The organism is Mesorhizobium sp. MC2-1-1 (genome assembly GCF_057597255.1).
The window spans coordinates 2521130-2533301 of record NZ_CP195205.1; the positions used below are offsets into that span (position 1 = coordinate 2521130).

A 12172-nucleotide genomic window follows, 5' to 3' on the forward strand; every position below is an offset into this window, starting at 1 on the left:
CGTTTCGTGGTCGCCGCAACGTGGGGCGCACCAAAACCCCCAAACTACGCAAGGCGCCCTACCATCCGCAGGCCTTCAAGAACCGCCCAACCGTGCCGGCCATGCCATACTCCAGCGCATCCGCTGTCAACCCATGTCCGATCGATACTTCGGCTAAAGCCGGAATCCGTTTGGCCAATGCCGGCAGGTTCTTCACGGTCAGATCGTGGCCGGCATTGACGCCAAGCCCCGCCGCAAATGCTGCGTCGGCGGTTTTTCCCAGTCTTTCCAGCTCCTTCGCAGCTTTCGCGGAATCGGAATGGAAGCCGCCATAGGGGCCTGTATAAAGCTCGATGCGGTCAGCGCCGGTGTCGCGGGCCGCATTTACGCCTGCGGGGTCCGCGTCGGAGAACAGCGACACACGGAACCCACCTTTTTTCAATCGCTTGACCATCGGCGTCAGGAACGCTGCCTGGGCGACGAAGTTCCAGCCGTGGTCGGAAGTCGCCTGCGCCGGGTCGTCCGGCACCAGGGTCACCTGCTCGGGCTGGTTCTTCTCGACAAGCGCCAGGAAATCCTCGGTCGGATAGCCCTCGATGTTGAACTCCGCGCCTGGAAATTCGTCGTCGATCAGCGCCCTGATCTCCGGCAGGTCCGAATGCCTGGTGTGCCGCTCGTCAGGCCTGGGATGCACCGTCAGCCCGTGCGCGCCGGCGGCAAGGGCGATACGGCCAAGTCCGGTGACGCTCGGCCATGGCAGGTCTCGACGGTTGCGCAGCGTGGCGACGGCATTGAGATTGACCGAGAGCTTGGCGGGCATGAAATGGCGTCCAGTGGATCGGCGGGCATCTATACCGCCTTTGACGGGAACAGATAGAGGGTTTCGCGTGTTCCAGGGGATAGATGGAGGCTAACAGAAGGACCTGCCAGTGAATTTCCTCGAAGCCGTGCCGGCGATCCGCCGCATCGAAACCAATCGCGACGCGCTTTTCGCCATCGACGTCGTCGGCGACGTCTCGCCGGCCGACGCGGAAAACCTTTTCGGCCTGCTCGAGGCGGCCTACGCATTGCATCCGAGGGTCGACGTGCTGGTCAGGCTGACCGACGAGGAAAGCGTGGACTGGGCCAATATTTCGCAGGACACGCTCCGGCAGGGCGTGGCCCATGCGATGGAGCATGTCGTGCGCTGCGCCGTCATCGGTGAACCGGGTTGGGCATCGCTCGTCGCTGGCGTTTTCCCCGAGGCGCTGCCTTTCGAACTGAGACGCTTCGATGTGGACGATGAGGAAGCTGCCTGGCAGTGGCTCGGTGCGAGGCCTGCCTGAGACCCGAGGCGCTACCGTACGACCGTCAGCCGTTCTGCTGCGCGGGTAATGGCGGTATAGAGCCAACGCTGCCGGGTTTCCTTGAAGGCCCAGCTCTCGTCGAACAGCACGACGTCGTTCCACTGCGAGCCCTGCGCCTTGTGCACGGTCAAGGCGTAGCCATAGTCGAAATCGTCGAAGCGCTTCTTCTGCTGCCAGGGGATTTCGGCATCCGGATCCTCGAACGCAGCCTTGAGCAGCTTGATCTTGGCGACGCCGCGGTCGGGATCATCCTCTTCCGGTGAGACCAAGAGGTTGATGCCGGGCTTCACCGTCTCGCGCGACGAGGTCATCACCTTCCATAGGGAACCGTTGAGCAGCCCTTTGGCCGGATCGTTGCGCAGGCAGACGAGCTTGTCGCCCGCCTGCGGGAAGTCGGCGTTGAACCCTTTCAGCTCGCGCAGCCGCTGGTTATAGCGGCGGCGCGTGCGGTTGGTGCCGACCAGCACCTGATCGGCCTTGAGCACCAGATCCTGGTTGACCGCTTCCCTGCCGATTACCTGCGCCGTGCCGTAGTCCCCATGTATGAATTCGCGGCCCTCGCGCACGTCGAGGGCGAGGCGGATGATGGGATTGTCGCGCGCCTGGCGATGGATTTCCGTCAGCAGCACATCCGGTTCGTGCTCGGTGAAGAAGCCACCGCCGGAGATCGGCGGCAATTGTGCCGGATCGCCAAGCACCAGGATCGGCGTGCCGAAGCTCATCAGGTCGCGGCCGAGCTGCTCGTCGACCATCGAGCACTCGTCGATGACGACGAGCTTGGCGCGCGAAATCGGGCTTTGCCGGTTGAGCGAGAAGGTCGGCGACATTGAGGTCTTGCCGGTCACCTCGTCCTCGACCGATTCCTCGCCCTTCGGCCTGTAGATCAGCGAATGGATGGTGCGGGCGTTGGTCGCGCCCTTGGAGCGCAGCACCTGCGCCGCCTTGCCGGTGAAGGCGGCGAATTGCACCTGCCCGTCGACATGCTCGGCGAAATAGCGCGCCAGCGTCGTCTTGCCGGTGCCGGCATAGCCGAACAGCCGAAAGACCTGCGGCCGGCCCTCTTTGAGCCAGCGCCCGACCGCTTTCAGAGCCTCGTCCTGTTGGGGAGAGAATTCCATCAGCGCGAGAGACCGGATTCGCAAGGGAAAGACAAGACAGCCGCCATCATGTCAACGTCATCGGCCAAGCATGAGGCGCCTCAAAGGTCTCACAATACCAGGCGTGAACAGGAACGTAAAGAGAACAAACGAGCTTACTATCTACCTGCGCCTGGATCGTTCTCCAGCAGGATCGGCCTGCCATGGGGCGTGGCGTGGGCGGCGCGCTCCCATGCGGCGGCGAGTTCGTCCACCTCGCCCTTGTCGGCGATCCCCTTGCGCGACAAAAGCTTTTCCAGCGCCGCCAGCCAATGTTCGTAGTAGTCGTGCCCGTCGCTCGCGGCGCCCGGTTGCTTGACCTCGGCCGACAGCGCCTCTGCCCATTCGCTCCAAGAAAACAAGCCCTTGTCGTGCAGCGCGACGGTCAGGGCAAAGGCTTCGGCCTGCCACGGCTCGGCGAAGGCCGGCTCATCGAAACCGGCCGGCAATGCGCCGTCAGGCCGGCTCAAGATAGCTCTCCCATGCGTCGATCGAGACGCTCAGCGTCGGATCGGCGCCCTCGCCCCAGATTTCCGCCCCGTCTAACACCACCGTATAGACCCATTGCGGGTTCTCGCCCCTGCCATGGGCATTGCTGTCGGGAAAGACAAAGCCGCCGCGAACGGCCTCGATAACCCCGGTCTTGCCGCGTGCATAGCGCGGCAGACGCGTATGGCCGGTCGGGTTGAAATTTTTCGTGCGCACGCGATCGCCCGCCCGGAAACGCGCCGGGCCGGCAACGGGCCGGTCGCACGGCCCGCCCTTGGCGAGCACGGCCGGCACGTCCGCCGCCTTCAGCACTCTTTTCGGCGTTGCGGATGGATCGACCGCCTTGCCGGCGGCAAGGTCGCGCTGGGTGACGAAGCCATGGCGCTTCAGCAAAGCCTCCAGCGCCTTGATCCAGATCTGATAGTAGCTCGATGAATAATAATCGGCCGGATGCAGCGATTCCCGCGCATGCCGGCTCTCATCGATGTTCCAGGCACCCATGGCGCCGGCCGTAAGCGTGACGCCAAGCGCCCGCTTCTCCCATTCGGCGTGAAAATAAGGTTCGTCCTTCTCGGGCGCGACCGGCCCGAAACCCATCTGCCCGCCGAGGTCCTGCGGCCCGTTCATGCCGACACCCCTTCCGCCGGCTCTTTGGCCAGCGCCGTGCCGATCATCGCATCGCGGCTCACCAGCCCGGCGAGCTGCTCCTCGCTCCAGCCGTCGGTGCCATCTGGACGCATCGGCACGACCAGATAGCGAAGCTCGGCCGTCGAATCCCAGACGCGGATCTTTCTCTGCGCCGGCAGCGTCAGCCCAAACTCCTCCAGCACGCCGCGCGGATCGATGACCGCCCGCGAACGATAGGGCGGCGCCTTGTACCAGACCGGCGGCAGGCCGAGCACCGACCACGGATAGCAGGAGCAGAGCGTGCAGACGACAAGGTTGTGCGTCTCCTCGGTGTTGAACACCGCCTGCATGTGCTCGCCCTGGCGGCCGCTATAGGAGAGCGATTCGATCGCCGCCGTCGCGTCGCGCTTGAGCCATTCGGCATAAGCCGGATCGCTCCAGGCTTTCGCCACCACCCGTGCGCCGTTGCGCGGGCCGATCTTCGTCTCATAGGTATCGACGATGACGTCGATGGCCGCGGGGTCGATCAGGCCCTTCTGGGTAAGCATGGTTTCCAACGCGCGTACGCGCGCCGCGAACGGGTCGAGCTCGTTGTCGTGATCATGATCGTGGGACATGACACGAGGTTACGATCGCCCACACCGCGCCGCAAGCATCACGGCTTGGGCCAGAACCGCCGCCTATTCGGCGGCGGTCTTATGCGGGATATCGTCGTTGGTGTCGAACAGCGAGCGTTGCTCGCCGTTGTCCACCGCATGCAGCGCCGGACTGCTCTTCCTTGAGGAGAGGCTGAGCAGCCAGCCCGAGAAATTCTCGAAATAGACGTAGATCACGGGGGTCACGAACAGCGTCAGCGCCTGCGAGGCGAGCAGGCCGCCGACCACGGCGACGCCGAGCGGCTGGCGCAACTCGGCGCTCGCGCCAGTGCCGAGCGCGATCGGGAACGTGCCCATCAGCGCGGCTAGCGTCGTCATCATGATCGGCCGGAACCGCATCAGGCAGGCCTTGTGGATGGATTCCTTCGCCGACATGCCCTCTCGTCTGAGCTCTAGCGCGACGTCCACCATCATGATGCCGTTCTTCTTGACGATGCCGATCAGCATAAGGATGCCGATCACCGCGATCACCGAAAGATCCATGCCGGCAAAGCGCAGCGCCACCAGCGCGCCCAGCACCGCCGACGGCAGGCCGGTGAGGATGGTAAGCGGGTGGATGAAGCTCTCATAGAGCATGCCGAGCACGATGTAGATCGTCAGGATGGCGCCGCCGATGAGCAGGCCCTGGTTGGCGAGCGAATCCTGGAAGGTCTTGGCGGTGCCGGCAAAGGTCGTGGAGATCGCCGTCGGCATGCCGATCTGGTCTTTGAGCTGGTCGATGCGGGTGACGGTGTCGCCCAGCGATACGCCCTGCGGGAGATTGTAGGAGATCGTCACCGCCGGAAGCTGGCCGAGCTGATTGACCGTCAGCGCGCCCGCTGTACGGTCGACATGGGCGAATGCGCCGAGCGGCACCAGGCTGCCGCTAGCGGTCCTCACCTGGATGGCCAGCATCCGCTCCGGCGACCAGTTGATCTTGGGATCAAGTTCGGTGACGACCGCATAGCTGTCCGCGGAACCGAAGATCGTTGAAACCTGATCCGTTCCAAACCCTCCATAAAGAGCCGTACGCAGCGTGCTGGTATCGATGCCGAGCTGGGCGGCCTTGTCACGGTCGATCACCAGGGAAGCCTGCAGGGCATTGTTCTGCAGATCGCTGGTGACGTCGGTGAAGGTCGCGTGGTCGGCCGCCATCGCGTCGTTCAGCTTTTGCGCCCAGATGTCGGTCTGGCCGGTATCGAGGCCCTGTACCACGAGCTGATAGGCGCTGGCGGACTGCCGCGAGCCCAGTCTGAGGTTCTGCACCGGCTGCATATAGGCCTCGATGCCAGCAACATCCGACAGTTGTTTCCTCAGATCGGACTGCACCTTATCGATATCGGGTCGCTGGCTCTTGTCCTTCAACTGAACATAGAGCCGGCCTTGATTGAGCGCGCTTTGGCCGCCGCCCACCGACCAGGCGACATGCGTCACATAAGGAGAATGCGTGAAGACATCGGCAACCTGCTGTTGGAGCTTGACCATGGCGTCGAAGGAAATGTCCTGGCGTGCGAGCGTGGACACCGAGATCTGGCTTATGTCTTCTTGCGGGAAGAAGCCCTTCGGCGAAATCTGGACCAGCCATACCGACGCCGCCGCGGTGCCGGCGAAGACGAGGAACACCAGGAAGGTGTGCCGCAGGCAGAAGCCCAGGATCCAGTCATAGCCACGTGTGATGAGATCTGGCCTGTGACCGGGCGCATGTCTTTCACGGTCGGACTTGCTCACCGACAGCAGACGCGAGCAGAGCATCGGCGTCAGCGTCAGCGACACGAACATCGAGGCCAGGATCGCAACGGTCACCACCACGGCGAACTCGTTGAAGATGCGCCCGATGACGCCGCCCATCAGAAGCACCGGGATGAACACCGCCACCAGCGAGATCGAGATCGAGATGATGGTGAAGCCGATCTCGCGCGCGCCCTTCAGCGAGGCGTCGAAGGCCGACAGCCCATCCTCTTCCATGTGGCGGAAGATGTTTTCCAGCATCACGATGGCGTCGTCGACGACGAGGCCGACGGCTAAAGTCAGGCCCATCAGCGAGATGTTGTCGATGGAAAAGCCGAACAGGAACATTGCGCCGAGCGTGGCTATCAGCGAGATCGGCACCGCCACCGCCGGAATGATGGTTGCCGTCACGCGGCGCAGGAATACGAAGATCACCATCACGACCAGAGCGATGGTCAACAGCAGCGTGAACTGGACGTCATCGACGGCCTGGCGGATCGAGATGGACCGGTCGTTGAGCAGCTTGATCTGGGCAGCAGCCGGCATCTGGTCCTGGAAGGACGGCAGCATCGCCTTGACCTTGTCGACGACGTCGACCGTGTTGGCATCGGGCTGGCGCTGAACCGCCATGATGATGGCGCGCGTGCCATCATACCAGCTTGCGGTCGTCGTGGTCTCGACCGAGTCGACGACGCGGGTCACCTCGCCCAACCGCACAGGATGACCATTCTTGGTGGCGATGATGAGATTGGAGAAGCCCGCCGCATTCGCGAGTTGCGTGTTGGCGGTTATGGTCAGTTGCTGCCTATTGTTCTGCAGCACGCCAAGCGGCGTGTTGCTGTTGGCCGAGGCGATCGCCGTCTGCAGCTGATCGATCGAGATGCCTCGCGCTGCAAGCGCGGTCGGATCGATCTGGATGCGCACGGCATATTTCTGCTGGCCGAAGATCGAAACCTGCGCGACGCCATCGATGGTCGAGAGCGAAGGCGAGATCACGTTTTCGGCGAAGGCGTCAAGATCCGTCAGCGGGACCGTGTCGCTGACAAGCGACATCAGAAGGATTGGTGCATCGGCAGGATTGACCTTGCGATAGCTCGGCGGCGAGGTCATTTCCGGCGGCAGCGATTTTTGCGTTCGCGCGATGGCAGCCTGCACGTCCGCGGCGGCGGCGTCGATATCGCGGTTCAGCACGAACTGGATCGCAATCGAGGTCTGGCCGAGCGAGTTGGTGGTCGAGATCGAATCGATACCGGCTATCGTCGCGAATTGCTTGATCAGCGGCGTCGCCACTGATGTAGCCATTGTCTCCGGCGAAGCTCCGGGCAGGCTTGCCGAGACGTTGACCACCGGAAATTCGGCGCTCGGCAGGGCCGCCACCGGTAGGAACTTATAGGCAAAAATGCCGCCCAGGATCAGGGCGAACGACATCAGCAGCGTGGCGACCGGTCTGCGAATGCAGAATTCGGAGATCATTGGGCAGCTCCGCTAGCCTTGTCTGCCTCCGCGACCTTGGGTGATGCCTGCTCGCCGGATCCGGCAGCCTTGCCCTCATGCACAGCCGCGCCGTTCTTCAATCGGGTCTGGCCCTCGACGACGACCTTCTCACCGCTCTTCAGACCCTCGCTGATGGCGCTGTTTTCGCCCTGCGTTAGCGCCACCTGCACCGGGCGCATCTCCACCGTGTTGTCGGGCTTGATGACATAGACGAAGGGACCCTGTTGGCTGGGCTGTACCGCGACTGTCGGAACCGAGGTCATATGCGGCATCGTGCCAGCTTCGAGCACCACATTCACATACTGCCCCGGCCACAGCGATAGATCCGAGTTCGGTACGCTGGCCCGCGTGGCAATGGTGCCGGAAGCCGTATCGACGCTCGAATCGACGAAATCGAGCGTGCCTTTGCCGATCGGCGTGGGATCGCCGTTCTTGGTCAGCGTCACATCGCCTTGCTGCGGGTCGGCGAGCGCCTTGTGCAGCAGAGCAAGGTTGCTCTCCGGCAACGTGAAATTCACCTGCAACGGGTCCATCTGCGTGATGGTGACCAGCGGCGTCGAACTGCTCGAATTGCCATTGCTGGTGGTGACGAGGTCGCCGACCGACACGTTGACGGCGCCCAGCCTGCCCGAGATCGGCGCCAAAATGGTCGCGTAGCTCAACTGCACTGTGTCGGCGTCGATCGTCGCCTTGTCGGCATCGATGGTCGCGGCCGCGGCTCTCTGCGCCGCCAGCGCCTGGTCGTAGGTCTGCTGCGTACCTGCCTGCTTGGCGACAAGATCCTTGGCGCGCTGCAAATCGGCCTCGGCACTGACCTGCATCGCCTGGTCCTTGGCAAGAGTCGCCTGGTCCTTGGCCAGTTGCGCCTTCAGGGCGCGATCATCGAGCGAGAACAACACATCGCCCGCCTTCACCATCTGACCGTCCTTGACGTGGATGGACACGATCTGGCTGGAAACCCGGGCATTGATGCTCACCACCGAAGGGGACGAGACGAAGCCGATGGCATAGCGACGGATCGGGAAATCAGCGGTCGTCGCGGTGGCCGAGACGATGGAGGCGGAACGCGCGCCGCCACTGCCGCCTTTCGCATTATCCGATGCCTTGGCGCTCTTGTTTGTGCCGCCGGCCCCCTGCAGGCCAGAGATTAGTTGCTGCACCTTGCCCAAGGCCGCGGGAGATAAATAAAGCCCGGCGCCGGCCAGGCATGCGACCGCCACCACTGCAAAGGCGATTTTCCCGCGCATCGACAACTGTCCTCTACCCGACACGCCGATTCCGGTGGTCCATTTCTGCTCAGTTCACGGCCTCGCGCCGCGATGTCGTGGAGTAGATAGGACAAGGCCTTGGCGGAAAAGGGCCAAAACGCGGCATTACGAAGATTTAATGTGCACTGCACAATGGCAGGCAGCCGGCGGACGCGCCGCGACAAGACCACCCGCCGGTCCGAAATCAGCTCACCGGAGCATCGGCCACAGCGTCGCCGCAAGCAGCACGCCCATCGCGATATTGAACCATTTCAGCCGCATCGGATCCGACAGGAAGCCGCGCAGCGCCGTGCCGAAGCCGGCCCAGACGGAGACGCTGGGCAGGTTGACGATGGTGAAAGCGATCGAGATCAGCGCTACCGAAACGAACGGGTGGTCTGGATTGGTGTAGACAGCCATGGCGGTGATGGCCATCACCCATGCCTTGGGGTTGACCCACTGGAATGCGGCGGCGTCGATGAAGCGCATCGGCCGTCCCTCCGCCCCTTTTCCGTCGCCCACCGACCGCGACATGGCGATCTTCCAGGCGAGGTAGAGCAAATAGGCGGCGCCCGCGATTTTCAGCGCGCTATGCAGTGCCGGGAACGCCGTCAGCACCGCGCCAAGCCCGAAGCCGACGGCAAGAAGCAGGACCAGGAAGCCGATGCTGATGCCCAGCATATGGGGAACCGTCCTGGCAATGCCGAAATTGACGCCGGAAGCGAGCAGCATGAGGTTGTTCGGGCCCGGCGTGATCGACGTCACGAAGGCGTAGACCAACAGAGCAAGGAACGCATTGAGCGACATGTTATCCTCCCAGATATGGCAGCCTTATTGTCCTTTTTTGAAAGACGCGCCAAAGCCACCGGAAGGGGACTGCCGGACCAGAGACGAGATGAAAGGAGCGGGTGAGCGTCCCCGCCTTCACATTCCCTGCGGACCGCGGTTCATCGCCGCCACGCCAGTGCGGCAGATTTCGACAAGGCCGAGCGGCTTCATGATGGCGATGAACTGATCGAGCTTGGAACCCTTGCCCGTGATCTCGAAGACGAAATGCTCGGTGTTGGCGTCGATGACCGAGGCGCGGAACGCATCCGCGAGCCGAAGTGCCTCGACCCGGGCGTCGCCGGTGCCCGCGACCTTGACCAGCGCGAGCTCGCGTTCCAGCGGCCGCTCCTGCCCAAGCTCACGCGAGCGCACGGTGAGGTCGACCACCCGGTGCACCGGCACTATGCGCTCGAGCTGATGCTTGATCTGCTCCATCACATGCGGCGTGCCGCGCGTCACGATGGTGATGCGCGACAGATGCTTCTCGTGCTCGGTCTCGGAAACGGTGAGGCTTTCGATGTTGTAGCCACGGCCCGAGAATAGGCCGATGACGCGGGCGAGCACGCCCGGTTCGTTATCGACCAGCACGGAAAGCGTGTGCGTTTCCGGCTTCTCGGTTTCCTTGGCGATGAAGTAGGCCGAGCCGGTCGGTTGAAGCTGTGCGTTCATGACATGAATCTCGATTTCAAACTCTTGAGCTAATTCTCTGTGTGCGCACGGCTTCTCGCGACAGCCCTGCCTTAGAGCATGATCCCGGAAAGTGGAAACCGGTTTTCGGCGACGATCATGCTCCAAGAATTCCGATCCATCGGCTGGCTACACCAGTTCCCTGCCCTTGGCGTCGATGGCGTTGGCGACCGCCTCGTCGGTGGCCTCATCCGGCAGAAGCATTTCGTTATGCGCCTTGCCTGACGGGATCATCGGGAAGCAGTTGGCCAAAGTCGCCACGCGGCAGTCGAACAGGACCGGCTTTTTGACAGAGATCATCTCCTTGATCGCGTCGTCGAGTTCATCTGGCTTGTCGCAGCGTATGCCGTGGCCGCCATAGGCCTCCGCCAGCTTGACGAAATCCGGCATCGCCTCGGTGTAGGAATGCGACAGCCGATTGCCGTGCAGCAGCTGCTGCCACTGGCGGACCATGCCCATATACTGGTTGTTGAGGATGAAGATCTTGATCGGCGCCTCATACTGCACCGCCGAGCTCATCTCCTGCATGGTCATCTGCACGGAGGCATCGCCCGCGATATCGATGACCAGCGCGTCGGGATGGGCGATCTGCACGCCGAGGGCCGCCGGCAGGCCATAGCCCATCGTGCCCAGGCCGCCCGACGTCATCCAGCGGTTCGGCTTGTCGAAATGGTAGTGCTGCGCCGCCCACATCTGATGCTGGCCGACCTCGGTGGTGATGTAGGTGTCCATGTCCTTGGTCAGCGCGTAGAGCCGCTGGATCGCGTATTGCGGCATGATCACGTCGCTGTTCATCCTGTAGGCGAGCGAATCCCGCGCGCGCCATTTCGCGATCTGCTCCCACCAAGGATAAAGCGCCTTCTTGTCGGCCTTGACGGTCGCCCGCCACAGCCGCACCAGATCTTCCAGCACGCGACCGACGTCCCCCAGTATCGGGACATCCGCATGCACGTTCTTGTTGATGGAGGACGGGTCGATGTCGATGTGGATCTTCTTCGAGTTAGGCGAGAACGCGTTGAGCCGGCCGGTGATGCGGTCGTCGAAGCGCGCGCCGATGCAGATCATCACGTCGCAGTCATGCATCGCCATGTTGGCTTCGTAGGTGCCGTGCATGCCGAGCATGCCGACCCAGTTCTTGCCCGATGCCGGATAGGCGCCGAGTCCCATCAGCGTCGAGGTGATCGGGAAACCGGTGAGGTCGACCAGCTCGCGCAGCAGATGGCTGGCTTCCGGGCCGGAATTGATGACGCCGCCACCCGAATAGATGATCGGCTTCTTCGCGCCGGCCATCAGCTCGACAGCGGCTTTGACCTTTTCCAGGTCGCCCTGGACCTTCGGCTTGTAGCTGGTGCGCGGCGCCGTCTGCGGCGGCACGTAGATGCCCTTGGCGAACTGCACGTCCTTCGGGATGTCGACCACGACCGGGCCAGGCCGGCCGGTCGTCGCGACATGGAATGCCTCGTGGATGGTGGCGGCGAGCTGGTTGACGTCCTTCACCAGCCAATTGTGCTTGGTGCAGGGCCGCGTGATGCCGACCGTGTCGCATTCCTGGAAGGCGTCGGAGCCGATCAGCGAGGTCGGGACCTGACCGGTGAGGCAGACCAGCGGAATGGAATCCATCAGCGCGTCCTGCAGCGGCGTCACCGCGTTGGTGGCGCCGGGACCGGACGTCACCAGAAACACGCCGGCCTTGCCGGTCGAGCGCGCATAACCTTCGGCCGCGTGGCCCGCGCCCTGTTCGTGCCGGACCAGGATGTGCTCGACCTCGTCCTGCTGGAATATCTCGTCATAAATTGGAAGGACCGCGCCGCCCGGATAGCCGAAGATATGCTTGACGCCGTTGTCCTTCAGCGCCTGCACCACCATTTCGGCGCCCGTCATTTCACGCCGCTCGTTCTGTCCATTGCTCATCGGTCTGGTCCCGTACTGTCCGCCATCTGGCGATTGCTGGTCGTTTAGTTGGATTTCAGGCAATA

11 protein-coding genes are annotated in these 12172 nt (G+C 63.0%); 1 reads left to right on the top strand and 10 read right to left on the bottom strand.

Annotation, left to right across the window (positions count from 1 at the left end; genetic code table 11):
• Positions 1 to 58 precede the first annotated feature (58 nt).
• Positions 59 to 799, bottom strand: coding sequence for a pyridoxine 5'-phosphate synthase (locus ACR64R_RS12685; RefSeq protein WP_487361955.1), 741 nt, complete (start codon positions 797 to 799; stop codon positions 59 to 61).
• Between the two features lie 109 nt (positions 800 to 908).
• Between ACR64R_RS12685 and ACR64R_RS12690 the strand changes: the two genes are divergently transcribed.
• Positions 909 to 1304 (top strand): SpoIIAA family protein, encoded by a 396-nt coding sequence (locus ACR64R_RS12690; protein ID WP_487361956.1) that lies wholly within the window; start codon positions 909 to 911, stop codon positions 1302 to 1304.
• Between the two features lie 11 nt (positions 1305 to 1315).
• Here ACR64R_RS12690 and ACR64R_RS12695 read toward each other — a convergent pair whose 3' ends face one another.
• The 9 genes from ACR64R_RS12695 to ACR64R_RS12735 all read right to left on the bottom strand — a co-directional run bounded on the left by ACR64R_RS12695 (position 1316) and on the right by ACR64R_RS12735 (position 12107).
• Positions 1316 to 2443 (bottom strand): ATP-dependent DNA helicase, encoded by a 1128-nt coding sequence (locus ACR64R_RS12695; protein ID WP_487361957.1) that lies wholly within the window; start codon positions 2441 to 2443, stop codon positions 1316 to 1318.
• 137 nt (positions 2444 to 2580) lie between these two features.
• Positions 2581 to 2931 (bottom strand): nitrile hydratase accessory protein, encoded by a 351-nt coding sequence (locus tag ACR64R_RS12700; RefSeq protein WP_487361958.1) that lies wholly within the window; start codon positions 2929 to 2931, stop codon positions 2581 to 2583.
• On the bottom strand, positions 2918 to 3577 hold the full coding sequence (gene nthB / locus ACR64R_RS12705) for a nitrile hydratase subunit beta (RefSeq protein ID WP_487361959.1): 660 nt from the start codon (positions 3575 to 3577) through the stop codon (positions 2918 to 2920). The genes ACR64R_RS12700 and nthB overlap by 14 nt, the downstream gene beginning before the upstream one ends.
• Positions 3574 to 4194: a nitrile hydratase subunit alpha gene (gene nthA, locus ACR64R_RS12710; RefSeq protein ID WP_487361960.1), complete on the bottom strand. Its 621-nt coding sequence runs from the start codon at positions 4192 to 4194 to the stop codon at positions 3574 to 3576. The genes nthB and nthA overlap by 4 nt, the downstream gene beginning before the upstream one ends.
• Positions 4195 to 4257: 63 nt before the next feature.
• The gene (locus ACR64R_RS12715; RefSeq protein WP_487361961.1) at positions 4258 to 7413 is read right to left on the bottom strand and encodes an efflux RND transporter permease subunit; all 3156 of its coding nucleotides are present in this window, start codon (positions 7411 to 7413) and stop codon (positions 4258 to 4260) included.
• The gene (locus tag ACR64R_RS12720; protein ID WP_487361962.1) at positions 7410 to 8681 is read right to left on the bottom strand and encodes an efflux RND transporter periplasmic adaptor subunit; all 1272 of its coding nucleotides are present in this window, start codon (positions 8679 to 8681) and stop codon (positions 7410 to 7412) included. The genes ACR64R_RS12715 and ACR64R_RS12720 overlap by 4 nt, the downstream gene beginning before the upstream one ends.
• A 210-nt stretch (positions 8682 to 8891) precedes the next feature.
• Positions 8892 to 9488, bottom strand: coding sequence for a LysE family translocator (locus ACR64R_RS12725; protein WP_487361963.1), 597 nt, complete (start codon positions 9486 to 9488; stop codon positions 8892 to 8894).
• A 117-nt stretch (positions 9489 to 9605) separates the two neighbouring features.
• On the bottom strand, positions 9606 to 10178 hold the full coding sequence (gene ilvN / locus ACR64R_RS12730; protein WP_487361964.1) for an acetolactate synthase small subunit: 573 nt from the start codon (positions 10176 to 10178) through the stop codon (positions 9606 to 9608).
• 147 nt (positions 10179 to 10325) lie between these two features.
• The gene (locus ACR64R_RS12735) at positions 10326 to 12107 is read right to left on the bottom strand and encodes an acetolactate synthase 3 large subunit (RefSeq protein ID WP_487361965.1); all 1782 of its coding nucleotides are present in this window, start codon (positions 12105 to 12107) and stop codon (positions 10326 to 10328) included.
• Between the last annotated feature and the right edge of the window lie 65 nt (positions 12108 to 12172).